Source organism: Bacillus sp. AFS073361 (assembly GCF_002567005.1).
Taxonomy (GTDB): domain Bacteria; phylum Bacillota; class Bacilli; order Bacillales; family Cytobacillaceae; genus Neobacillus.
Window position 1 is genome coordinate 1 of record NZ_NUZU01000032.1, and the last position, 23,637, is coordinate 23,637.

General features: G+C 37.2%; 25 protein-coding genes. 3 read left to right on the top strand and 22 right to left on the bottom strand.

Annotated features, from left to right (window positions below; genetic code table 11):
- Positions 1-186: 186 nt before the first annotated feature.
- Positions 187-450 carry a hypothetical protein gene (locus COJ96_RS15755; protein ID WP_098574768.1) on the bottom strand — a complete coding sequence of 88 codons (264 nt, stop codon included), beginning with the start codon at positions 448-450 and terminating at the stop codon, positions 187-189.
- Positions 451-794: 344 nt separating this feature from the next.
- Positions 795-1,772 (bottom strand): DUF2515 domain-containing protein, encoded by a 978-nt coding sequence (locus tag COJ96_RS15760; RefSeq protein WP_098574769.1) that lies wholly within the window; start codon positions 1,770-1,772, stop codon positions 795-797.
- Between the two features lie 193 nt (positions 1,773-1,965).
- On the opposite strand from COJ96_RS15760, the gene recU reads away from it, so the two are divergent.
- Both recU and COJ96_RS15770 read left to right on the top strand, forming a co-directional pair.
- Positions 1,966-2,580 carry a Holliday junction resolvase RecU gene (recU, locus tag COJ96_RS15765; RefSeq protein ID WP_098574770.1) on the top strand — a complete coding sequence of 205 codons (615 nt, stop codon included), beginning with the start codon at positions 1,966-1,968 and terminating at the stop codon, positions 2,578-2,580.
- 29 nt (positions 2,581-2,609) lie between these two features.
- Complete coding sequence (locus COJ96_RS15770; protein ID WP_098574771.1) at positions 2,610-5,270, top strand: PBP1A family penicillin-binding protein; 2,661 nt, start codon at positions 2,610-2,612, stop codon at positions 5,268-5,270.
- A gap of 31 nt (positions 5,271-5,301) precedes the next feature.
- Here the strand turns inward: COJ96_RS15770 and COJ96_RS15775 are convergent, their stop codons facing one another.
- From COJ96_RS15775 to COJ96_RS15860, 18 genes are all read right to left on the bottom strand, one after another.
- Positions 5,302-5,664: a YpoC family protein gene (locus COJ96_RS15775; RefSeq protein WP_098574772.1), complete on the bottom strand. Its 363-nt coding sequence runs from the start codon at positions 5,662-5,664 to the stop codon at positions 5,302-5,304.
- Complete coding sequence (gene nth / locus COJ96_RS15780) at positions 5,657-6,319, bottom strand: endonuclease III (protein ID WP_098574773.1); 663 nt, start codon at positions 6,317-6,319, stop codon at positions 5,657-5,659. Before nth ends, COJ96_RS15775 begins: the two co-directional genes overlap by 8 nt.
- 62 nt (positions 6,320-6,381) lie before the next feature.
- A complete protein-coding gene (locus COJ96_RS15785; RefSeq protein ID WP_098574774.1) occupies positions 6,382-7,080 on the bottom strand; it encodes a DnaD domain-containing protein in 699 nt (232 codons plus the stop codon).
- A gap of 120 nt (positions 7,081-7,200) precedes the next feature.
- Positions 7,201-8,397, bottom strand: a complete 1,197-nt coding sequence (locus tag COJ96_RS15790) for a pyridoxal phosphate-dependent aminotransferase (RefSeq protein ID WP_142333013.1) — start codon at positions 8,395-8,397, stop codon at positions 7,201-7,203.
- 31 nt (positions 8,398-8,428) lie between these two features.
- The gene (locus COJ96_RS15795) at positions 8,429-8,902 is read right to left on the bottom strand and encodes a cell wall elongation regulator TseB-like domain-containing protein (RefSeq protein ID WP_098574776.1); all 474 of its coding nucleotides are present in this window, start codon (positions 8,900-8,902) and stop codon (positions 8,429-8,431) included.
- A gap of 15 nt (positions 8,903-8,917) precedes the next feature.
- On the bottom strand, positions 8,918-9,088 hold the full coding sequence (locus COJ96_RS15800) for a YpmA family protein (protein WP_098574777.1): 171 nt from the start codon (positions 9,086-9,088) through the stop codon (positions 8,918-8,920).
- Between the two features lie 117 nt (positions 9,089-9,205).
- A complete protein-coding gene (locus COJ96_RS15805) occupies positions 9,206-10,057 on the bottom strand; it encodes a ComEC/Rec2 family competence protein (RefSeq protein WP_098574778.1) in 852 nt (283 codons plus the stop codon).
- Between the two features lie 75 nt (positions 10,058-10,132).
- Entirely contained in the window at positions 10,133-12,934 is a 2,802-nt protein-coding gene (gene dinG, locus COJ96_RS15810) for an ATP-dependent DNA helicase DinG (protein WP_098574779.1), read from the bottom strand.
- Positions 12,935-13,113: 179 nt separating this feature from the next.
- A complete protein-coding gene (gene panD, locus COJ96_RS15815) occupies positions 13,114-13,497 on the bottom strand; it encodes an aspartate 1-decarboxylase (protein WP_098574780.1) in 384 nt (127 codons plus the stop codon).
- Positions 13,498-13,525: 28 nt separating this feature from the next.
- Positions 13,526-14,374 (bottom strand): pantoate--beta-alanine ligase, encoded by an 849-nt coding sequence (gene panC, locus COJ96_RS15820; protein ID WP_098574781.1) that lies wholly within the window; start codon positions 14,372-14,374, stop codon positions 13,526-13,528.
- Complete coding sequence (gene panB, locus COJ96_RS15825) at positions 14,371-15,207, bottom strand: 3-methyl-2-oxobutanoate hydroxymethyltransferase (RefSeq protein ID WP_098574782.1); 837 nt, start codon at positions 15,205-15,207, stop codon at positions 14,371-14,373. The genes panC and panB overlap by 4 nt, the downstream gene beginning before the upstream one ends.
- Positions 15,208-15,450: 243 nt before the next feature.
- Positions 15,451-16,428: a biotin--[acetyl-CoA-carboxylase] ligase gene (locus COJ96_RS15830; RefSeq protein ID WP_098574783.1), complete on the bottom strand. Its 978-nt coding sequence runs from the start codon at positions 16,426-16,428 to the stop codon at positions 15,451-15,453.
- Complete coding sequence (locus COJ96_RS15835; protein WP_098574784.1) at positions 16,413-17,612, bottom strand: CCA tRNA nucleotidyltransferase; 1,200 nt, start codon at positions 17,610-17,612, stop codon at positions 16,413-16,415. The genes COJ96_RS15830 and COJ96_RS15835 overlap by 16 nt, the downstream gene beginning before the upstream one ends.
- A gap of 10 nt (positions 17,613-17,622) precedes the next feature.
- Positions 17,623-18,750, bottom strand: coding sequence for an N-acetyl-alpha-D-glucosaminyl L-malate synthase BshA (bshA, locus tag COJ96_RS15840; protein ID WP_098574785.1), 1,128 nt, complete (start codon positions 18,748-18,750; stop codon positions 17,623-17,625).
- A gap of 2 nt (positions 18,751-18,752) precedes the next feature.
- Positions 18,753-19,463, bottom strand: coding sequence for a bacillithiol biosynthesis deacetylase BshB1 (gene bshB1 / locus COJ96_RS15845; RefSeq protein ID WP_098574786.1), 711 nt, complete (start codon positions 19,461-19,463; stop codon positions 18,753-18,755).
- Positions 19,456-19,872, bottom strand: coding sequence for a methylglyoxal synthase (gene mgsA, locus COJ96_RS15850; protein ID WP_098574787.1), 417 nt, complete (start codon positions 19,870-19,872; stop codon positions 19,456-19,458). Before mgsA ends, bshB1 begins: the two co-directional genes overlap by 8 nt.
- Before the next feature lie 11 nt (positions 19,873-19,883).
- Positions 19,884-20,687 carry a 4-hydroxy-tetrahydrodipicolinate reductase gene (gene dapB / locus COJ96_RS15855; RefSeq protein ID WP_098574788.1) on the bottom strand — a complete coding sequence of 268 codons (804 nt, stop codon included), beginning with the start codon at positions 20,685-20,687 and terminating at the stop codon, positions 19,884-19,886.
- A 5-nt stretch (positions 20,688-20,692) separates the two neighbouring features.
- Positions 20,693-21,019, bottom strand: a complete 327-nt coding sequence (locus COJ96_RS15860) for a nucleotide pyrophosphohydrolase (protein WP_180230147.1) — start codon at positions 21,017-21,019, stop codon at positions 20,693-20,695.
- Positions 21,020-21,233: 214 nt separating this feature from the next.
- Here COJ96_RS15860 and COJ96_RS15865 point away from each other — a divergent pair, with 214 nt between their 5' ends.
- Positions 21,234-22,106 (top strand): YitT family protein, encoded by an 873-nt coding sequence (locus COJ96_RS15865; protein WP_098574790.1) that lies wholly within the window; start codon positions 21,234-21,236, stop codon positions 22,104-22,106.
- Between the two features lie 34 nt (positions 22,107-22,140).
- Here the strand turns inward: COJ96_RS15865 and ypjB are convergent, their stop codons facing one another.
- Entirely contained in the window at positions 22,141-22,926 is a 786-nt protein-coding gene (gene ypjB / locus COJ96_RS15870; protein WP_257148536.1) for a sporulation protein YpjB, read from the bottom strand.
- Between the two features lie 66 nt (positions 22,927-22,992).
- A complete protein-coding gene (lhaT, locus tag COJ96_RS15875) occupies positions 22,993-23,586 on the bottom strand; it encodes a lipoprotein heptaprenylglyceryl N-acetyltransferase LhaT (RefSeq protein ID WP_098574791.1) in 594 nt (197 codons plus the stop codon).
- Between the last annotated feature and the right edge of the window lie 51 nt (positions 23,587-23,637).

Here is a 23,637-nt window from a genome sequence, read left to right on the forward strand (position 1 = left end):
GTCCGGGGAGCCTCCTCGTCGCTGCGCTCCTGCGGGGTCTCCCCTGCCCCGGCCTCCCGCAGGAGTCTTCGTGCCTTCCTCTCCATTCAACAGGGTGCCAAAATTATTAATAAGTTTTAACATAACCCAAAAATAAAAAAGCAGCATGAAGTTTTTTTCCATGCTACTTTCATTGATATTGTTATTTTAACGGCAATTAAAAGCCCATTTCAAGTTGTATGGCTCTCCGGTCATTTCTACGTTTGAAATAGAGTTAACTTTTTCCATTGTTTTTTCTAGTCCAAATAGTTTTTGTTTGGATTCCATTATCTTATCCTGTTCTTCCTGATCTAAACTTTTGCGCAGGTCTGAGAAGGATGCTTCTAGCACCACTTCCAAGTCTTCTAATTGATCATATATTTCCGTAAGCATTGAAATCAACTTTTCTTTATCGGACAATGGCTTATTCATCAATCAAACCCCTCCCAGCATTTTCTATTTAGTATAATTCTCCTTCTCTTTTTTGCTTCCTTCTGCCTTGACAAAACTAGTTTCTATTCGCCAAAGGTAGTGGTAAAATGGCATTTTTCCCTTAAGGTTTCGACACCACTTAACTTGCATGAAAATTAAAAAAAGCGCACATTCTATTATTGGAGGTGCAATTAATGCCAAAAAATAAAAATCAAAATAAAAAGCAACAAACAAGACCAGCTGGTGAAGTTAAAAAGACAGGCTATGGTGATAAAAAGCTTGTTGGTGAAAACCGTCCGGCAGAATAATACCCAAAAAAGCAAGGGGGGTCTCCCTTGCTTTTTCTAATTCCACTTTTTTAACTGCAAGGTCTTTTGGAGCGCTAGTATTAACTGAAGTTGATTGGATTTTGAAAAGTACCAATCTGTCAGATGAATGGGTTGACGATTGTCTACCGGAAAATACATCCAACTAGGGGGGACCCTTCGACGCAAACTCCAATCTTCAAATTTATGTTGATTATGCTCTATAATTGGAAAGGTTGCTCGTAAAATCGGTGTTTTTTGACCAGATTTTATTTTAAAATATTGTTCATAATCATATCTTGAACCAGTATGAGGCGTTTTCTCTGCAAACTCAAAAAAGTAAGGAAATAGTCTCGGGTGAAAAAGAATATTGGCAAGTCGTTTACCTAGATTGATTCGTTTCGATAGTGATTTGAAACCATTGACGCTAGCGCCGTATACTTCTCCTCCGCATGTCGGAAACAAAACGCAGCTGAAATGCAGCCAATCCTGAAAAGAAAAAAGCTTTGATTTGAAAATCTTTTTTTTATAAACAGGATGGTCAATTACAGGAGTTTGAATGACATTTTGCTCATTTATGATTAAACAAGTGGTTAGTCTATTCTTATCGTTTTCTTTCCAATATCGATACCATTCCTTTTGTATAAACGCTGATACATGAAAATAAGGAAGTAAATGAAACATTTGTCGATTCATTTTCGTCGAATATTGATAGACCAACAACTGAGGATAGACATCATTAAAAATAAGCCAATTTGCCCGTTCATAGGTAAGAAAAAGCTGTTTTCTCGTCATATCTGTAATTAATTGAGGAAAGATGGAGCCTTGCAGGTCACACATATTCCATCCACCATTTCTTGAAACCATACTTGCTAAAAAAGCCCAAATGATATCAGGATTTTTTTTAAAATAAGATAAATAAGCTTCTGTCCTTGAGATATTATCGACATTTTTCTTCTTCGTTTCTGCTTGAATTTGACGAATGATTGTTTGTTCCTGTATTGTAAGATGATTCATATTCATCTTCCCTTGTGTTTTTTAATAGATTATTAGTACATTTTAGCGTTTAGTTCCTTTATGAAAAATGCATCATGTATAATTTTGGCATTATCATTACAATTGTTATTAGCCTTTGTATGCAAAAGTATTTTATACACCCCAATCTCGCTAAGATTTGGTATGATAAGGAATAGCTTGAGAGGTGTAAAAGATGAATTTTAACTATCCAAACGGAAAAAGGTACATACCTAAAGCCCTTGACGCTGACACAGAAAATACCAGTAAAAAAAGGAAAAATGATTCTTATAGTAACAGAGGTATGACGCTGGAGGAAGATTTAAATGAAACAAATGAATATTACCGGGAGAGAAAGATAGCCGTTATTCATAAGAAACCAACACCTGTTCAAATAGTCCAAGTTGATTATCCAAATCGGAGTGCAGCTGTGATTAAGGAAGCTTATTTTAAGTTAGCATCTACGACGGACTATAATGGGGTTTATAAAGGAAGGTATATTGACTTCGAAGCAAAGGAAACACAAAATCCTACCTCATTTCCATTAAAGAATTTTCATCAACACCAGATACAGCATATGGAAGAAGTGCTTTATCAAGGTGGTATATGTTTTGTTATCCTCCGTTTTACAAAGTTTGAGCAAGTTTTCTTACTTGAATCAAAGCACTTGTTAACTTTTTGGGAGCGAATGACAAATGGCGGAAGAAAATCAATCACGAAAGAAGAAGTGGAACAAAAGGGGTACCTGATTCCACTTGGTTTTCAACCCCGAATTGACTATATTAAAATAATAGATAAGCTCTACAATTGAGATTAGGCTCGAAAGGAAGGAATATTACAATGTCTGAACAATACCAATCAAGAGAGGAGCGCAGAAAGAAACTCCAAACTAAAGGTAAACCAAAAGCCAAGAAAAAATCTGGGGGGCTTGTAAAGAAAATTTTTCTAACAATAGTAGCCCTTGGTATTATTGGTATACTGGCTGGTGTGGGTACTTTCGCGTACTTAGTTAAGGATGCTCCCGTACTTGACCCGAAATTATTAAAAGATCCAATCCCTTCGAAGATTTTAGATAAAGATGACAAACTTGTAACAGAAGTGGGTGCTGTTAATCGGGAATATGTAAACTATAAAGATATTCCTCAGGTAGTCGAAAATGCGATCTTAGCAACAGAAGATTATCGTTTTTACAAGCACCATGGAATTGACCCGATTCGATTAGGAGGAGCTGTCCTCGCAAATATCAAACATGGCTTTGGTTCTGAGGGTGCCAGCACCATTACACAACAAGTAGTTAAAAACTCATTTTTAACCCCAGAAAAAACTTTAAAGCGAAAAGTTGAAGAAGCCTGGCTATCCTATCAATTGGAACAGCAATATACAAAGCACCAAATTTTCGAAATGTATGTAAATAAAGTGTATGTTTCTGAAAATAGTCATGGGATTGCTACGGCTGCAAAGATTTTCTATGGAAAAGAATTAAAGGATTTAACACTTTCAGAAGCGGCCCAAATTGCTGGGATGCCGCAAAGTCCAAATAATTATAATCCTTTCGACCATCCTGATTTAGCTGAAAAAAGACGCAACATCGTCTTAACATTAATGCACCAGCATGGATTTATTTCGAAACAAGCCATGGAAGATGCGAAAAAAGTATCAGTTAAAGATACCGTATTAAATGAAAAAGAGCGAGAGGTTAAAGAGAAACCTTTTGATTCATTTGTCGATGCAGTAATTGATGAAGTGAAAGAAACATCTGATTTTGATATTTTTACTGATGGCTTAACCATTCATACAACACTTGATCCGAATGCACAATCTTATGTTGAAGATATCCTTAACAAAGATGATGTGATCGACTATCCGGATGATGAGTTCCAAGCTGGAGTAGCACTTCTGGATACGAAAACGAGTGAAATCCGTGCCATTGGGGGCGGTAGAAATCAAAAAGTCAAACGGGGATTTAACTATGCAATTGATACCCAGCGTCAACCTGGATCAACTATCAAACCCATTCTTGATTATGCTCCTGCAATTGAGTATTTAAACTGGGGAACATATCAAATGATAGAAGATAAGCCTATTACTTATTCTTCTGGGAAAAAGTTTGGGAACTGGGACCAAAGCTATAAGGGAGCTATGACTATCAGAACAGCATTGCAATTATCACGAAATTCACCTGCTGTTCAAGCATTGCAACAAGTTGGCCTTGATAAAGCAAAAGACTTTGCAGTGGATTTAGGTATCCCTTTAAAGGAAATTTTTGAATCTTATGCGATTGGTGGTTTTAAAACGGGTGTATCACCGCTGCAAATGGCAGGTGCCTACAGTGCATTTGGTAATAAAGGCATTTATACAAAACCTCATGCAATTAGGAAAATCAAACTCCGAGATGGTACTGTGATAAGCACTGCTCCAGAACCGAAAGTGGTAATGAAAGACTCTACTGCTTTTATGATAACAAGTATGATGGAAAGTGTCCTCGATTATCCTGGTACAGGCACAAGAGCGGATGTTCCTGGACTTGATATAGCCGGTAAGACAGGTACAACTAACTATACAGATGAAGAAATTCAAAAATGGAATATTCCAAGCAGCAGATCCGTTCCTGATGCATGGTTCACGGGTTATACGACCAATTACACTGCATCTATTTGGACTGGTTATAAAGACCGGAGTACCCCTATTAATGCGGTTGGAAATAATCAACGTTTAGCCCAATTAATTTTTAAAAACGTCATGGAACATGTATCTAGGGATACCGATACACCTGACTTTAAAATGCCTAGCAGCGTTCAAAGAGTAAGGATTGAGAGAGGCTCAATGCCTCCAGTTTTAGCAAGTCAATACACACCATCAAGTCAAATTATTACAGAGTATGCTGTGAAGGGTCACTCACCTAATCGAGTTTCCACAAAGTATGACAAACTAGCTGCTCCAAAAAATCTAAAAGCAAACTATGATCAGACAAGTAATACGATAGGATTATCTTGGAAGTACTCTAATAAATCCAATGTTACTTTCTCTATTACAGTGTCTAGTGGTACAGAACAGAAAAAATATACTCAATCAGAGACTTCATTAACTATTCCAGCAGTACCGGGGGCAAAGTATTCCTTCACCATTATTGCGATTAGTGGAGATAGACAAAGCGATCCCGTAACGGCAACCATTGAAATTCCAGCCCAAGAAACTAACCCTGACACGGGTAATGAGCCAGCCACCCCGCCAGGTAACGGCAATGGTAGTGGTGATGGTAATGGCAATGGCAATGGTAATGGTAATGGTAATGGTAATGGCAATGGTAACGGCAATGGTAACGGAACTGGCAACGGGAACGGGACTGGCAACGGGACTGGGACTGGCAACGGGAACGGGACTGGAACAGGTGATGGCACTGGTGACAACGGCGGGGAACAAGGAAATGGAGAAGGAACCCCACCAGATATCCCAGTTGACAGTGGGACAGGAGAGCAGCCAGCTGTAGGGACTCCTGGCTAAAACCTAGCAATCAGAAAACATTAAAAAGCGTCTAACCATTTGGTTTAGACGCTTTTTTTAATATGTTTCTCTTTACAAACAATTTTTCCTGTTCCATCATCAACTCTGATAGTTGTCGATAAGAATGATATAATGCTGGCCTTGAGGTAATAAAGGCCAATCGTTCCTCAACATTAACCGGCTTAAACTCTAACTGTTTAAAATTAAGCGATTCATTCAAAGCAACTGGCAAATCATTGGACCAAGCCAGAAATTGAATAAACAATTGAATCCCCTTATCCATCAACAATTTTGTATTTTTATACTCACGTTCCCGAAATAGTACTTCCAATTGCATTTTACTATTTTTCCATTCTGTCAGAAGGTTGGAAATCTCCACTTCCTTTTTATGCATTGCTTGCGACCTGCCCTTTCATCCTCTTTTTTCCTTCCCTGCAGAGCTCTAATAAAGGGCAGTTTGGACATTGTGGATTCTGTGCCTTACAGTGATAACGCCCAAAAAAAATCAGGCGGTGGTGTGTGAGTGACCACTCTTCTTTTGGAATCTTCCTCATTAATGTTTTTTCCACTTCAAGGACAGAATCTTTCCACCTGCAGATACCTAATCGTTTACTAACTCTTTCCACATGTGTGTCTACTGCAATTGCGGGTATATTATAAGCAACCGACACCACAACATTCGCTGTTTTCCTGCCAACACCAGGCAGTTTTGTTAACTCATCACGGTCTGTTGGGATTTCACCGTTATATTCTTCTAATACAATTCGACAAAGGTTTTGGATGTTTTTAGCTTTATTTCGGTAAAGGCCAATCGAACGAATATCGTTTTGTAATTCTTCAAGTGGAACAGCTAGGTAATCCTCGGGTGTTTTATATTTTTCAAATAATGATTTGGTTACTTTATTTACGAGGACATCGGTACATTGCGCTGATAGAGCTACAGCAATGACCAGTTCGAATGGATTCGAATGGTTAAGCTCACAGTGGGCATCGGGAAACATTGCGCCTATTTGATCAAGGCAATAACGGATTTGGCTGTTATTTAGCATATCTTTCACCTATTTCTATTTAAATGAAATAAAACGAGAGATATGTCTCTCGCTCTTCGAATTTATTGTTCTAACCAGTTGTAGAAAGGGACAGTTGGTTGGTGTGGTTCGTCTTTGATACTTCCCTTTTGTGTTTGTTTTTGACGAAATTTAAGACCATGGTTTTTAGCCTGCTCGATTGTTTTTATTCCACTCTTTTTCCACTCAAAGAGAATTCTATCAATATAGCGGAAATTTAATTTCCCTGACATTACTGCTTCACGTAATGCCGCTTTTATGATCATTGGGTCATGATGATCATCATCCATCCACATTGCAAGTGATTCACATTCAAACGGAGAAAGCGGACGTCCGAATTCCTTTTCAAAACATGTATAAAGATCTGTTTCATCAGCTTTCTTGTCCGATTCTTTATTCATTTTATTATTTATTAAGAACTGTTCTATCAGTCTTTCCCATAAAGGCTCAATGGAATACTTCTCATATCGAATACCATCATGATTATGTCCATCGGTGATTTGAATAAAGCCTCTTTGAATCAGTCTCCTGAGCATTTCATTACATTCAGAAATAGTTATCGTCATTCTTGCTGAAAGCTCATCCGGAGTAGGGAATTCATGACCTTTTTCTAAATAGGTGAGAATATTTAATAAAAGAACAAGTTCATATTCATTTAAATTTAAATTGCGATATTCAGAAAATAATAATGTAGGAACAGTAATGTTTCCTTCTTGAATCCATGCTAATAAGTTTGTTTTCATATTCAGGACACCTCCTGTTAAGTATATCATGAACATTCTATCCGAGTAAGAGTATACGGCATCCATCTTTGGTAACTAAAAGCAAAAAGCCTGCAGCGATTCGCAGACTTTTTACAGTAATTAATGATTGACCATACTTGACTTTGAAACCACAAATTGGTGGATTCTCTCCACTGCCTTTTCTAACAATGTTAAAGATGTTGCGTAGGAAAGACGAATATTATCAGGCGTTCCAAATCCTGACCCAGGAATTACTGCAACTTTAGCGTCCACGAGTAGTGCCTCTACAAAAGCATCCACATTCTGGTACCCAGTTATCTCTGCTGCTTTCTTTACATTTGGATAAAGATAAAAAGCTCCTTGTGGTTTTACACATGTCACACCTGGAATTGCAACAAGCTTAGTAAAAATAATTTCTAATCTTTCTTCAAATGCCTTCCTCATTTCTTCTACTGGCTGTTGTGAACCAGTGTAAGCTGCAATGGCTGCATATTGGGCAGTTGTTGTTGGATTAGATGTACTATGGCTAGCAAGGTTTGTCATCGCTTCAATAATGTTTTTATTACCAGCTGCATACCCTATTCTCCAACCTGTCATCGAATGTGACTTGGAAACGCCATTAATAACAATCGTTTGCTCTTTTAATTCAGGAGAAAGTTGAGCAATTGAAATATGTTTATTTTCTCCATAAACTAGCTTTTCGTATATTTCATCTGAAACAATGAGAATGTTCTCCTCAAGGCAAACTTTGCCTATTTCCAAAAGTTCTTCAGCAGTATATAGAACTCCTGTAGGGTTGCTAGGCGAATTAATAATAACTGCTTTTGTCTTCTTCGTAATGGCCTTTTTTAATTGTTCTGGTGTGATTTTAAATTGATTTTTCTCAAATCCCTCAATATAAACTGGTACGCCTCCAGCTAATTTTACTTGTTCTGGGTAACTGACCCAATATGGTGTTGGGATGATGACCTCATCACCATCATTTAAGACCACTTGAAACAAGGTATAAAGAACGTGTTTTGCGCCATTTCCAACAATGATTTCATTAGGATTAAATGTTAACCCCTGGTCTTCAACAAATTTATTGATAATTGCCTTCTTTAAAGCAGGCAAGCCAGCTGAAGGGGTGTACTTCGTATGCCCCTCATTCATTGATTGAAATGCAGCATCTAAAATATGTTGTGGGGTATTAAAGTCAGGCTCACCAGCACCTAGACCGATAACATCCTCCCCTTGTTCCTTTAGTTCTTTTGCTTTTGCTGTAATCGCTAATGTTGTTGAAGGTGTAAGTGCTTTTACACGATTAGCTAATTCCACTACCATTTCAATTCCTCCGCTCTCCATCTATTTATAGGTTTTCAATTTTTTTTAGCCATTCACCTGTATCAAAGTGAACATAGTAATAATTTATTAAATTATTATTAGAACGGTAATAAATTTCCCACAGTGGGATATTCTTTTCCATACCGAGACGAACAGAGATAATCTTCTTCGGGCTTTTCTCTTGTTGAAGTTTTTGAATTGCTTCTTCCTTTGTTAAGCCATTCTTAGCTTTTCTTACGATAATTTCCTTACTTTTCTCAGGCATCCATACGATAATTTTGTCACCATTTTTACTTTTCCCCTCAATGACATTAATCGTTTCAATACCATTATAAATATGAAAATCTTCTACTTCCTTTAGTGAAATTTTCTCTTGAGCACGTGAGACAGCTTTTGTCTCTGCTGTTTTCACGGGATCCAATGCTGATAAATAAACTTTTATCAATAACCCACAAAAGGCTAATACTATTATTGATAGAACAATAATCCACTTTTTCATTGCTAATTCACTTCTTTATGTACGATAAATCGTAAAAATCGCTGTATTTTGATTCGCTTGATCCAGTGCAAGTCCAAACATAAGGTCTTCCTGTTTCAAGGTTCGATTAAGGGCATCAACAATTTTATACAAATCCGGACTGTGTTGGATTTTCACTGTTGATAAAACTTCTATTTTACTTTCCATCCGTTATCCTCCAATATTATTCCTTTTTATCTACAATTTTTAATAAATCTTATCCATTATTATAACAGGTGGAAGCAAAAAGCGGGTCAAAGATGCTATGATTTTTCTAATAAAATTTTATTCATCCGTTTCAATCGGTATGGTTATGATCTCATAATTTGATTCCGTGAATTTTATTGTTATAGTTCCATGTTTTTTCGTTGAATAAATTTCTGACCACGTTTCGTGAAGATCTACTAGTATATCTGGATCATGCGCCTCTTCTTCTGGTGAAAAAAGGACTGAAATTTGCGGATTTAGATATTGAATTAATTTCTCAGATAAAGAGTCTGCCGGTGCACCATTAGGGATTTTAAACACATTAATATTCTCTAGATTTTTCTCCAAGAGTGTCTCTTCTGCCCTTGGCGTGAATGAAGTCATTAGGAATATTCGATGATTAAAAAAATCAAGTGTTAAATCCATACCTTCATTCGTATCATTTCCCACAAATTGAACTTCAGCAGTCATCTCAGGCAGAATTGGCCTCTTTGTACCCTGCCCCCATGAGACAACTGCAGGCTTATTTGTTGAATCTAGTTCCTTTTTGATTTTAGCAGAGAATTTAGGTGTTGAAATAATTTCTTTAATATTATATTTCGAGATTAGACGATTTAATTGTTGTTTAGAAAGTTCTGTTCCGTTATGTGTAAGGATTAATTTAGAAATCTCTTTTACATCATAAAGGAATAGCCAACCCTCTAATTCAGCAGCAGTTTCTTTCCCTCCGGTATTGATCAAGGTATTCTCGTTATTTGCGCCTTGAATCAGTGTTGCTTCCCCTGCCGACAAACCCAGAAAAGTGACTGCAACTTCATGGTCTTTAATATTTAAATTAATATTTTCAATATTATCTAATGATGGCCCTGATGCCTCTACCATGAGTGTGGTTGGAAGAAAAAATGACAAGATAATTAGTAAGGTTCTCATAACACACCTCCTATATAAAGGATGTGTTAATTTACCAATTTTTATCCAGAATAACTTTAATTGATGTCCCTCAAATCATAACCACGAGTGGATAATTTCAACTAATTCATCCATCTTTCCTCGATTAATAGGAACCGGAGGAATTGATTTCAAAAATGCCTTTCCATATTTGGTGGTTACAATTCTTTTGTCAAACACCACAATGATACCACGATCACTTTCTGTTCGAATAAGGCGTCCAAAACCTTGTTTAAATCGGAGGATTGCTTCTGGAAGGGAGTATTCAGAAAAGGAATTCCCCCCCCGTTTTTCGATTAACTGGCATTTCGCCTCTGTTAAAGGATCATCTGGCGGGCTAAATGGAAGTCTAACAATAACAAGGCAGGACAAGTCCTCTCCAGGTATATCTACACCTTCCCAGAAACTGCTTGTCCCCAACAATAACGCCTTATCATAGCGTTGAAAGTTTCGGGTTAGTCTTGTTCTGCTTCCACTAGTTATCCCTTGGGCAATCATTGCATAATCATGTAAAAAACCACTCTCTTTGATTAATTCATAGGTTTTCTTTAACATGTCATAGGCGGTAAATAGAAGCAGCATTCTCCCATTAGTTGCTTCAGCTATTGTTATGATATGCTCCGTAATTGAAATTACATAATCATCTAAAGAAACTGTATTAATTTCTGGTAAGTCCTCAGGAATTAAAAGCTGCACCTGTTGATTATATGCAAATGGAGATGGGATATTTAATTGGACCGTAGATTCAGGGTCTAGACCCATTTCCTTTATAAAATAATCAAATGATTTATTTACAGTCAACGTTGCTGAAGTAAATACTACCGCTTTTTTTAATTGAAAGAATTGTTCATTTAGCTTCCCTGCTACGGATGTTGGCTGAACCATAAAGGTAGTAACATTTTGCGGTGAGCGTATATCTATTTCAATCCATTTTACATCATTCGTTATTTTAAGAAAGGAATTAGTAACCGTATCTCTAAGATCTGCTAATTCGCTTTGAAATTGGAGGATTTCTTCCAATTTATTTTCTTCTATCCGTGAAAAAGAAGTACTCGCATTTTTTAACCATTCAAGACGTTCACTAATTTCTGAATCAAGGTCCTTTAGTATAAAGGCAAATCTCTCAGCACTATGAATCAATGCCTTTTTTTCTCTTGCTTCGTCATTGGGTGAAAAGCGAATTTTGGCACGATTAACTCCTTTTTTATTCGCCATCTTGGCTCTCGCAAAAAGAGCAATCAATTGGAAAAATTCGTCCATTTCAAACGTAAGATCTGTCACAAGTTGATTTAACTTAGTAGTGTTGGTCCTGGCTTCATTTTTACTTGGTACAGAATCCAGCAGCATTTCCAAATCATAAAAGAGCTGTTTTTGTTCATACAGTCCAAATTGACCTAATAGGAGACGGGTCGATAAATAATCCAATGTATGTCCAAAAAACTGACTAGCGGCTTTCTCAAAATGATGCCCTTCATCAATAATGGCATAAGAGAATTCAGGCAGGATCTCCACTTCACCTTTAATATCACTTAATAATAAAGAATGATTTGTAATAATAATATCAGCAACTTCCGCTTTTCTTTTTGCCCTTAAATAAAAATCTCTTTCTTGCCACGCTTCGTCCTGTAAAAAAATTCCTGGTTCATTCTTTATTTTATTCCAAAAAATTTGACCGCCACTTGAAAGGTTTAACTCATCCCGATCACCTGTTTCTGTTTCAATCAGCCAAACAAGAATTTGCATCTTTGTTAAACCGGTATCGTAATTATCGTTATCATCTGCCAGCGTCTGGTGAAACTTTTCTAAACTAATATAATGATTTCTTCCCTTAAGTAATACAGTGTTTAATGGAAAGGGCAAAAGTTTAGACAAGAGCGGTATTTCATTTTTTAAAATCTGTTCTTGCAAGTGGATAGTATGTGTACTTACAACGATTGGAAGCCTATTCTTCTTAGAAAAGTAAGCACTTGGCAGCAAATAGCCCAGAGACTTGCCAACACCTGTACCAGCCTCAATCACAGCATGGTTTTCATTTTGAAAAGCCTGATAGATTGTATCCATCATGGTAAATTGACCCGTTCTTTGCTCGAAAGCTTTAAATGCCTGACTGACCATTCTGATTTTTTCAGCCTCAGATGCAGGGAAATGATATTCTTTCTCTTCAGCAGGGAGCCTAATTTGGTCTGGAATCCTTTTTAAAGCAAGTTCCCTAAATATCTCCAATGTCTCAGATAAGCCTTCGACATTTTCTTCTTTATTAATCAGTAATTCATCAAGCAGCTGTTGTAGGTCGCTTTTCAATCCGCCTGATAAATGTGCAAGCTGTTTTAATGTTGTGAGAGGTAATGAAGCCAATTTTTCTAAAAGAATCAGTAAAAGCTCAGCTGTAACCTGTGCATCACTATCTGCTTGATGGGGGCGATCATGATTCAATTTTTCTCTCTCCGCTAAATCAGATAGCTTATAACCATCTGCCGTGGGATAAAGAATTCTAGCCATTTCAACCGTATCTAGAACAGGACCGAAGAACCCTTCTTGGCCCGCTTGGATTAATTCTTCTTGAAGAAAGGACAAATCAAACAAAACATTATGTGCAACAAAATAGGCCCCGTCCAGTAAAGACATGACTTTTTCCGCAATTTCGGAAAAAAGCGGCGCATCTTTAACCATATCATCATTTAAACCCGTTAATTCTTCAATAAATATGGGGATGGATTTTTTGGGATTAATGAGTGATGAAAACTTTTCTGTGATTTTCCCATTTTCAATGACCACAGCTGCAAATTGAATGATTTTATCACCCTTTTTTGGAATGTTTCCCGTTGTTTCCAAGTCGATTACGACAAATTTATTTAACATTTATTTTAACACCCCAAACCTTCGTTCATTCAAACGGTATCACATAATCTTTAAAAGAAAAAGTATACACAAGTATACACTACTATAAGCTTTTGATTCTACCACAAACTTTTTGATTAATGTTACTACATATATTATATAAAACCCTCGTTAAAAAAGAAAAATCCCCTAAACGGGGATTACATAATCGTTAGTGCTGGTTCAGCATGGATCAGTTCTTTAATCCGATTACCTTCATCCATGATCGCCACTTTTGGTTTATGTGCTGCTACTTTTTCTTCAGCAATCAACGCATAGGATATGATAATCACGATATCACCTTTTTGAACAAGACGGGCGGCAGCACCATTTAAACAAATAACTCCACTGCCTCTTTCACCTGGAATAATATAAGTCTCTAGGCGTGCACCATTATTATTATTAACAATTTGAACCTTTTCATTAGCAATCATTCCAACTGCATCTAAAATATCTTCATCAATTGTGATACTTCCTACATAATTTAAATTTGCCTCAGTAACAGTGGCACGGTGGATCTTTCCGTTCATCATGTTGCGAAACATATCCTCTTCCTCCATTTCCTCTTACCTATCAATCTATTTTTGTAATGATGTTGTCTATTAAACGAACCTTCGTAAATTTTACAGCGAGAGCAATAATAATTGTACCCTCTAATTTTTCCGATGGTTTTAATTGTGGATAGGAGTAGATTTGGACATAATCAATGACACCCGATGATTCATTGCCAATCACTTCGCGAATCATATCAATTATTTTAATAGGATCTCTCTCTCCTTTATCAATCGCTGCATTTGCTGCTTGAAGACTTTGATAAAGAACAGGTGCTTCTTTTCTTTCTGTCGGCAAGAGATTAACATTTCGAGAACTCTTAGCCAGTCCATCATTTTCCCGGACAATATCTACTGCTACCAGATTTACAGGAATATTAAAATCTGAAATTAACCCTTCAATAACCGCAACTTGCTGGGCATCTTTTTTCCCAAAATAAGCACGTGTTGGCATAATGATGTTAAAGAATTTTGTTATAACTGTTGCAACGCCATCAAAATGGCCAGGGCGTGAACTTCCACATAATACATCTGTGCGCTCCTGTACGGTAACTTTGACTGAAGGGCTGGTCGGATACATTTCTTCTACACTTGGATAAAACAGAAAATCTACCATTTCACTTTCAGCCAATGCACGGTCACGCTCAAAGTCACGGGGATATTCAGCATAATCCTCTTTCGGACCAAACTGCAACGGATTAACAAAAATGCTAAGGACGACGATATCATTTTCTTTTCTAGCTCTATTTAAAAGCGTCAAATGTCCTTCATGCAGAAAACCCATCGTTGGAACAAAGCCAATCGATTTTCCTTGGGACTTTTGTTTCAAAATTAACGCTTGCATGTCTTTAATTGTGGTAACTACCTTCATTTTATACCTCCATAAAGCCCTTTCAGTTCCTGCTCCTTCATTGTGAATGAATGCTTATCTTCTGGAAACTGTTTATTTTTAACATCTGCTGCATAAGCTTGAATAGATTCAAGCATAAATGGATTTACGGAATGGTATTGTTTCACAAACTTCGGTACACGCTCAACACCATAACCAAGAATATCATGATACACGAGCACTTGACCGTCCACATCAATCCCGGCACCAATACCAATGATAGGTATTGAAAGACTTTGTGTAATTTCTTCAGCCAATTGTTTTGGGACACATTCAAGAACGATGGCGAAAGCTCCTGCTTGTTCACATTTCTTCGCATCATCTATTAATTTCCTTGCTGCCTCAGCATCTTTCCCTTGTACTTTATACCCGCCTAATACACCAACGGATTGTGGAGTTAACCCCAAATGAGCACACACAGGGATGCCTGCTTTCGTTAGAGCAGTTATTTTTTCTAGGACATCATCTGCACCCTCAAGTTTCACCGCATGTGCGCCTGTTTCTTGAATGAGTCTGCCTGCATTCATTAATGTATCACGGACGGATAAATGATAGGTTAAGAATGGCAAGTCCGCGAGAATAAATGTATCCTTTGCACCTCGTTTTACTGCTTTCGTATGATGGATCATGTCTTCAAGTGTCACCGGTATGGTCGAGTCATACCCTAAGACAACCATACCAAGGGAATCACCCACCAAAATAATGTCAACTCCACCTTCTTCTGCTTGTTTAGCAGAGGGGTAATCATACGCTGTTAACATGACTATTTTTTCATTTTTTTCCTTCATTTTTAAAAAATCTGTTGCTTGCTTCATCCATTTTTCCCTCCTTTTTTGTTGGGAGAGGGGATATGAAGATTTCGAAGAGCAAATAAAAAGATCCTTCTGAAGGCAGAGGATCCCTATTACTCAATTCAAGCTTCATCCCTCTGTCCCGGTCCGTTAAACGGATCTAGGCAGAAACCTTTTTTAATTGTTGGTTACTTCATTAAGGTGCAGTTCACTATGGATACTGCCCATTGGAATGAATTATAGCAAATTTCTCGAAAAGTTCAAGTCTTATAACTCAATATCCGCTGAATAAATATGGTGGATGAATCCAGTCTGATCCTCCAGTTTCAACACACCATCATCTGTGATACCTAGCGCAATACCTTCAATGGTATTTGTCAATGTTCTCGCTTTTATGTACTTGCCGATACTGCTGGCATAACCTTCCCATAAAAGCTTTATTGGCAAGAAGCCCTGTTCCAGATACATTGTATACAAATTTTCAAAGTTCTTTAGGATCGTTCTAATTAATTCCGCTCTCGAGACAGTGTCTTTTTTCTCAATAAAAAGGGACGTAGCAATATCTTGAATTTCTGCTGGGAAATCTTCTAACTTTTGATTCACATTGATACCAATTCCAATAATAATGGAATGAATTCGATCGGCCTCAGCTTGTAGCTCAGTTAATATTCCAGTGACTTTTTTTCCGCTAATTAGAACATCATTAGGCCATTTAATATCTGGGACTAAGTCTGTCATTTCTTCAATGGCTTGAACAATGGAAACTGCAGCTAATAATGTCAATTGTGGCGCATTACTAAGAGGTATATTGGGGCGCAGGATCATGCTCATCCAAATACCTGAATATTTTGGAGAATGCCATTTACGGGCCATTCTTCCCCTGCCTGACAACTGCTCTTCTGCAATGATGACCGTTCCTTCTGGTGCATCTTCAGAAGCCATGCGATGGGCTATCTTCTGAGTTGACTCAACAGTCTCCTCATAATGGATATTCCTCCCCATGAAGTGAGTTGTTAGACCCAGTCTTATTTCATCGGCAGTTATTTTTTCTGGGGTCTTTAGAATCCGATATCCCTTATTTCTAACTGCATCTAATTCAAAGCCTTCTTTTCTTAGTTCCTCTATATGCTTCCAAACTGCCGTCCTAGAGCAGCCAATGAGTTCAGCTAGATATTGACCTGACAAAAAGGCATCTCCGGCATTTGTAAAGGCATCAATTAATTCTTTTCTTATTTCTGATTGCACTTCATTAGCCACTCCTTGATTTTTTCTTTGTTATTAGGAAGTTTACAAGATAAGATGTTATTTTCAATGTCTAATAGGGTTTCCTTTAGCCATGGTCCGCCTCTTTTATTGAACCAATCCATTAAGTCATTTCCTGATACATTTATTTCTGCACGTTCTTTAATCGGAAGAGAATCATACATTTTTCCCCAATGTTCAATTGATCGAATATCCTTTATTTGGTTAATCACAAGGTAGAGTCTTTCTGTTGAAAGGATTGTATCACGACCTGCAGCATAGAGATCATAGATAGACCATTCTTGTTCAAGTCTTTTATATAAGAAATGGACCGTTCGTCCAATTTCTCTTATTTCCTTAATTGAAAGCCGCCAGTCTTTTAGAAATACCTCAATCTCTTTTTCTTTAAACTGTAAACAGAAAATTAATAATGTCCACATTTCATTAATATTAAGAGGGATACTTTCAAAGCGAATCAGTTTCTCTAAAGACTTCCTCTCTCCTTTTAAACCAGGCAAATATAAAAAAATGCTTGTATCTAGAAGGATATTTAACGCGATTTGTTTGTTTTTACCGATTAACAGTTTTTCGAACTCTGTTTTTTTTCTCTCCACAGCAATTTTCTCAAGTAAATGAACCTGATTGGCTAATGCGGTGATAGTTCCCGCTTCTATTTGAAATGAAAGTTGACTTACAAAACGTACGGCTCTCATTATTCTTAAGGCATCTTCTTGGAACCTGTCACTTGGACTTCCGACTGTTTGAATTAATTTATTCTGTATAGCTAAAAATCCGTTAAAAGGATCAATCAGTTTCCGATTTCTGTCCATTGCAATGGCATTCATTGTAAAATCCCTGCGCTGCAAATCATCCTTTAAATTCCGAATAAACGTAACCTCTTTAGGTCTACGATAATCTTCATACTCCGATTCTGTCCTAAAGGTAGTAATTTCATATGCCCCATTAGTAACCAGGACTAGAACTGTTCCATGTTCTATTCCAATATCTACTGTTTTTGGAAAGATTTTTTTCACTTCATCTGGAGTTGCACTTGTCGCAATATCCACGTCATTTATCTCTCTATTTAAAAGAAAATCTCTAACTGATCCGCCAACAAAGTAGGCCTCATAACCGGCGTCCTCTAGCTTTTCTAAGACAGGAATTGCAGTTAAGAATGGGTCTGTCATTTCCTTCACCTTAATTCAGTATATTAAAATATATTTGCTCATACTGTTCAACGATTTGATCTGCTTTAAATTTTGTTTTTGCTGTGTAAATGGACTGTTGAGAAAATTGCTGATGAAGCTTCGCATCATTTAAAACCGCTAATGCTCTACTAGAAATATCCTCTATGTCACCTACTTCACAAATAAATCCATTGACACCATGATTAATAACTTCTGGAACACCGCCAACATTCGTCCCGATACAAGGGACACCACATGCCATCGCCTCTAGTGCAACAAGTCCAAAGCTTTCTTTCTCTGATAATAACAACATTAAATCACTAATAGAGTACAATTCCTCTAAACTCTCTTGTTTACCAAGAAAAATGACTTGATCTTCCAAGCCCAACTCTCTGACGAGCTTACAAACGATAGTCATTTCGGGACCATCACCGACCAATAGTAATTTTGCAGGCATTGCAGATGCAATCTTTGAAAAAGATTTTACTACATCTTTCACGCGCTTTACTGGACGGAAATTTGAAACATGTATGATTACCTTCTCGTTTTCCCTTATTTCAAAATCTGACTTTAAACCAAGTGCATCAGTTTTTTTATAGACGCGGTCATCAATAAAATTATAGACAGTTTCGATTGTTTTATCAGGATTGATGAGGTCATAAGTTTGATTCACAAGCGAATTCGATACAGCAGTTACCACATCAGATTTTTCTATTCCAAATTTAATTGCATCTGTCAACGAAGGATCATACCCTAAAACGGTTATGTCTGTTCCGTGCAGGGTAGTGACTATTTTAAAATCTCGGTGACTCATTTGCTTGGCTAATATAGCACAAACCGCATGAGGAATAGCATAATGAACGTGAAGTAGATCTAATTTTTCCCGATTAGCAACTTCCGCCATTTTACTTGCTAAAGCAATATCGTAGGGTGGGTACTGAAATAAGGAATATTGATTCACTTCAACTTGATGATAATAGATATTATGATAAATTTTGTTCAACCTAAAAGGGATGCTTGATGAAATGAAATGAATTTCATGACCTTTTTCAGCCAGCATTTTTCCTAATTCCGTTGCTACCACCCCTGAACCACCTACTGTTGGATAGCAAGTAATTCCAATTTTTAATTTCCTCATGGTTATTCTCCTATCAAATCTCGATTCAAAAGAATGGGAACTTTCGTTTTGAACCCTTCAGCAAATGTAACACCAACAAGCTTGCCAAACATTCTTTCCCTTGCCTCGACTGTTTCAATATACCCATTAACAAGTGGAGTATTGTGGGTTTCTTCTGTTTGCTGGAATTGGCTCTTATACTCCCTTAATGCTTCGAGCTTTAAATCTATGTATTGTGAAATATCGATAACAAAATCAGGTTTGTGAAAACCATTAATCATATAAAAATAAACTCTTTCCACTCGGTGAGCAGGTTCATTTCCATCTGTTTCATATTTTCGGATTCCAGCTGAAAAAACTGCTTCTTCCACTAAACTAGCACAATTTCCATGGTCTGGATGACGGTCTTCAAAATAAGGCGCAAACACGATTTGAGGCTTGTTTATTCTTATTACCCTTGCAATTTCTCTTATGTATTCTTCATTAAGGTATAAGCCCCTATCCGGAAAACCCAGCGAGGACCGCCACGAAACTTTTAGAACTTCAGCCGCATTTGCCGCCTCAGACTTTCTGAGCTCTATATTCCCATTTGAAGAAAGGTCGGCATCTGTTAAATCACAGATACCTACACGTTTTCCCTCAGATGTAAATTTTGCGATTGTCCCTGCCATGCCTATCTCGACATCGTCTGCATGGGCACCAAATGCAAGGACTTGAAGGTGTTGATTATTCATTATGTCCACCATTCTCTTTAATTATATTTCTCCATTCAATCAGCCCGAGTTCTAAACCTCTTATAAGCAATTCCGCAGTTCCCATATTGGTTGCAAGGGGTATGGAGTATACATCACATAGTCTTACTAATGCAGTAACATCTGGTTCATGCGGCTGTGCGGTTAATGGATCTCGAAAAAAGAAAACAGCATCCATTTCATTTTGAGCAATCATCGCACCAATTTGCTGGTCACCACCAAGCGGTCCGGATTGAAACCGTGTAATATTCAATCCTGTTGCATCACTAATTCTTTGCCCTGTTGTTCCAGTAGCAAATAAAGAGTGCTTCGAAAAAATATTCTGATAGGCAATCGCGAACTGCACCAAATCATTTTTCTTATTATCATGAGCAATTAATGCAATATTCATTATATTTCCTCCTATCCTAAAATATTTTCAAGGCCATAAACAAAGGCATTATGTGTCATCACAGACTCAACTGCCACTTTTACCCCTGACATAAACGACCCTCGGTGGTAGGAATCGTGCCTGATTGTTAAAGTCTGACCATCTGAACCGAATAACACCTGTTGATGTGCAACCAATCCCGGCAATCGAACCGAGTGAATATGCATCCCATCAAAATTTGCCCCCCTCGCTCCTGCGATTGTTTCTTTTTCATTTGGGTGGCCTTGATTTTTTGCTTCTCTTACAGTTGAGATCATTTCCGCCGTCTTTACCGCTGTTCCTGACGGAGCATCCAGCTTCTGGTCGTGGTGTAATTCGATAATTTCAACATCCTCAAAATATTTGGCAGCCATTTGAGAGAATTTCATCATTAAAACCGCACCTATAGCAAAATTCGGAGCAATAATACACCCCAGTTCTTTCTCCTGACAAATACGCTCTAATTCTTCTAATTCACCAGCGGTAAACCCTGTTGTACCTACAACAGGCCGCACATTGTAAGAGAGTGCTGTTTTGGTATGATGCATGCCCACTTCAGGTGTGGTTAAGTCAATTAATACATCTGCTTGGATTGTTTGCAGACATGTTTCAATATTTGAATAAACTTGCACATTATGTATTGAATGAAAACCTTCCAAATCGCTTAACATGATTCCGTCATACTTATGATCCACAACAGCAACTAATTCAAAATTATCAGTATTTGTGACTAACTTTACAGCTTCGCTCCCCATTCTTCCACGAGGGCCTGCAATAATAATTTTAATCTTTTCCATCGCATTCACTCCATTTTTTCTTCGTTAATTCTAGTCCAACGATTTTTGTCTCTTGTCTTAAATTTTGCCATTACATAATCATGCGCATCTTCTAGGCTAATATTTAAAGAATTAGCAAAGCAAATTAAGACAAATAAAAGGTCTCCCAGTTCTTCCTCAATCGCTTTTTCAGTTTCACTAGTTTTTTTGGGTTTCTCTCCATAATAATGATTTACTTCTCTAGCAAATTCCCCTAGTTCTTCTGTAAGTCGCGCCAGCATTGCCAGTGGACTGAAATACCCCTCTTTAAATTGACTAATGTACAAATCTACTTCTTGCTGAAGTTCTTTCATTGTCTTTTCATTGGCCAATTTGCCTTCACCTCGTTAATTTGATTGATACTAATGCCCATTTTCTTATTCATTGTTTATGTTAGCTAAATTATCTCGGTTTTACAAATGTTTTCAATTATTTTTAGTCTTTTTCACTACTCATTGCTCTAGCATTTTTAATTCGATATAATAAAAATCGCCAGATAAGAGAATTTATGGCAGAGGGGGGTTATGAATGATATCAGGACTTAAATTTAAAAACATATTATTTATCCTTTTAGGGGCTGCAATCATGTCGTTTGGACTTGTGAATTTTAATATGCAAAACAAGTTGGCTGAAGGTGGTTTCACTGGGATTGCTCTATTATTTTATTTCTTGTTCAAGTGGGATCCGTCATATTCAAATTTATTTTTAAATATTCCACTTTTTTTTATCGGGTGGAAATTGTTAGGACGGAATACATTTTTATACACCATTATAGGAACGGTAGGAGTATCGATTTTTTTGTGGATATTTCAACGCTATGCAATAGATATGCCACTTGAAAGTGATTTAACATTAGCAGCATTATTTGCTGGAGTTTTTACAGGCGTTGGTTTAGGAGTAATCTTTCGTTATGGTGGAACTACGGGAGGAGTCGATATTATTGCAAGGCTCGTCCAGAAATATGCAGGCTGGAATATGGGGAAAACGATGTTCTTATTTGATGCATGTGTTATCGCGTTATCTCTAGTTACATATTTAAATTATAAACAGGCAATGTATACACTTGTTGCTGTTTTTATTGGTGCAAGAGTCATCGATTTCATTTTAGAAGGTGCCTATTCTGCAAGAGGGGCAATGATTATTTCGGAAAAAAACGAACAAATTGCCGCAAAAATTATGGAGGAAATGGACCGAGGAGTTACTGCCTTAAAAGGTTATGGATCATATACAAAAAGTGAACGTGAGGTTTTATATTGTGTTGTGGCTAAAAATGAAATCGTTCGGTTAAAAAATGTAATCACCTCGGTCGATCCACATGCCTTTGTTTCAATTACTATTGTTCACGATGTTCATGGAGAAGGATTTACCCTTGACGAAAATAAAATGCCGTTAGTAGATTAAAAAAGCAATGTCGTTTGACATTGCTTTTTTAGTATCAATCTTTTGAACGGTCTTTTTTCTGGTTCTTGTCACCTTGATATTTTCTCCAACCCACATAGGATAATGTCATGATAATAATGCTTCCAGTGGATATAATAACCCACCAAATGTTAGGATCTGCCTCATCCTCTTCCATGTTAGAAAAGAGTTTGACTAAGTCCGTATCTAGTTTATCCAATTCCTGCTGACTTTTAGTGTCACTTACTACTAGGGAACGGTATTCATTTATAAAATCAATCCGTGCATCTAATTTTTGTACATTTTCTACGGACACATCAATTTTCATACTTGGATAGATGACATTGTACAAAGATAAAAATGAATTGAAGTTTGTATGAAAGTTTCCAGAATCACCTTTTTTAGCGGCATCTTTCGCTTGATGAAAAGCAGTCATAATTTGATCTTCCATTTCAACCCATAGGGGTTGATGACTTGTAGCAATCGCATCAATAACAAGTCTAAATTTGACTAATTTATTTATTCGTTCCTCATATTTCATGTTGGAACTAACTGCCGCTTCCACTGCTTCATCATGGGAGGTGTTAATTATTCTCACTTCATCCATGGTTAATGGTGGATCCGTACCAGCAATACTTGTGAACTGATTTGAAAAATAATCAAGGAGTCTTTTCGCATCTTCATATCTATGAAACTTCACCATTTGGAGTGCTTCATCTGAAATATCATCAAGCCTCTCCATTGGCGATTGTTGTTCTGCATAAATAGATGTGGGAGTAAGCATCATGATAATTGCAAATAAAAATAACCATTTGATTTTCAATCCTTGTCCCCCCTTTCATTACTAATAAAATGTATGTAGGGGTGGACAAGGTTAGACCATTTTGGATTATTTTATTTCAAGCTTGTACCGATTGGACCGAATGGAAAAATAATAGGCAAGGGCAATAGAAAAAATCGAAAGCCAGAATGTAAAATAGCCAATTTGCGGAGTGTAGCGATCAAGCATATGATAGCTCGGCAACATGAAAAATACATAATCTATCACATCATTATGTAATGTCCAAACAGCTGTGATGATTAAATGCCACCATTTAAAACGATAAAATGGAGCATACAAAATCCCTTGTACAGCCATTGCAAAATGGGAAAATATTAGCATATAGCCAACTGCATCAAGTTCCCCTTGGACAAAGTAGACTAGTATGTTCATCACCACTGCCCAAATTCCATATTTAAAAAGTGTGACAATCGCAAGAGCCTCTATTAAAGGCCAGTTTCTCCGTAATAGAAAGGCAATTAAAACAAAAACAAAGAATAAACTAGCGGTAGGGCTGTCAGGAACGAATGGGAGGAAAATTGCAGGAGTTTCTTTTAGTTGCCACCCATACCAGTAATACCCATATATAGTTCCAGCTATATTTATAAATAATAGCAGCTTTATAATTGACCTATGGGCCAAGAGAGGATAAATCCAACTCACAAGCATGCTCCTTCCAGGATTGTTTTTTTCATGAAGAAAAAAGCTGACGAT

Coding starts and splice junctions, on each gene's coding strand:
- COJ96_RS15755 (WP_098574768.1), bottom strand. CDS start 450: ATGAATAAGCCATTGTCCGATAAAGAAAAGTTGATTTCAATGCTTACG.
- COJ96_RS15760 (WP_098574769.1), bottom strand. CDS start 1,772: ATGAATCATCTTACAATACAGGAACAAACAATCATTCGTCAAATTCAA.
- recU (WP_098574770.1), top strand. CDS start 1,966: ATGAATTTTAACTATCCAAACGGAAAAAGGTACATACCTAAAGCCCTT.
- COJ96_RS15770 (WP_098574771.1), top strand. CDS start 2,610: ATGTCTGAACAATACCAATCAAGAGAGGAGCGCAGAAAGAAACTCCAA.
- COJ96_RS15775 (WP_098574772.1), bottom strand. CDS start 5,664: ATGCATAAAAAGGAAGTGGAGATTTCCAACCTTCTGACAGAATGGAAA.
- nth (WP_098574773.1), bottom strand. CDS start 6,319: ATGCTAAATAACAGCCAAATCCGTTATTGCCTTGATCAAATAGGCGCA.
- COJ96_RS15785 (WP_098574774.1), bottom strand. CDS start 7,080: ATGAAAACAAACTTATTAGCATGGATTCAAGAAGGAAACATTACTGTT.
- COJ96_RS15795 (WP_098574776.1), bottom strand. CDS start 8,902: ATGAAAAAGTGGATTATTGTTCTATCAATAATAGTATTAGCCTTTTGT.
- COJ96_RS15800 (WP_098574777.1), bottom strand. CDS start 9,088: ATGGAAAGTAAAATAGAAGTTTTATCAACAGTGAAAATCCAACACAGT.
- COJ96_RS15805 (WP_098574778.1), bottom strand. CDS start 10,057: ATGAGAACCTTACTAATTATCTTGTCATTTTTTCTTCCAACCACACTC.
- dinG (WP_098574779.1), bottom strand. CDS start 12,934: ATGTTAAATAAATTTGTCGTAATCGACTTGGAAACAACGGGAAACATT.
- panD (WP_098574780.1), bottom strand. CDS start 13,497: ATGTTTCGCAACATGATGAACGGAAAGATCCACCGTGCCACTGTTACT.
- panC (WP_098574781.1), bottom strand. CDS start 14,374: ATGAAGGTAGTTACCACAATTAAAGACATGCAAGCGTTAATTTTGAAA.
- panB (WP_098574782.1), bottom strand. CDS start 15,207: ATGAAGCAAGCAACAGATTTTTTAAAAATGAAGGAAAAAAATGAAAAA.
- COJ96_RS15835 (WP_098574784.1), bottom strand. CDS start 17,612: ATGACAGACCCATTCTTAACTGCAATTCCTGTCTTAGAAAAGCTAGAG.
- bshA (WP_098574785.1), bottom strand. CDS start 18,750: ATGAGGAAATTAAAAATTGGAATTACTTGCTATCCAACAGTAGGTGGT.
- bshB1 (WP_098574786.1), bottom strand. CDS start 19,463: ATGAATAATCAACACCTTCAAGTCCTTGCATTTGGTGCCCATGCAGAC.
- mgsA (WP_098574787.1), bottom strand. CDS start 19,872: ATGAATATTGCATTAATTGCTCATGATAATAAGAAAAATGATTTGGTG.
- dapB (WP_098574788.1), bottom strand. CDS start 20,687: ATGGAAAAGATTAAAATTATTATTGCAGGCCCTCGTGGAAGAATGGGG.
- COJ96_RS15860 (WP_180230147.1), bottom strand. CDS start 21,019: ATGAAAGAACTTCAGCAAGAAGTAGATTTGTACATTAGTCAATTTAAA.
- COJ96_RS15865 (WP_098574790.1), top strand. CDS start 21,234: ATGATATCAGGACTTAAATTTAAAAACATATTATTTATCCTTTTAGGG.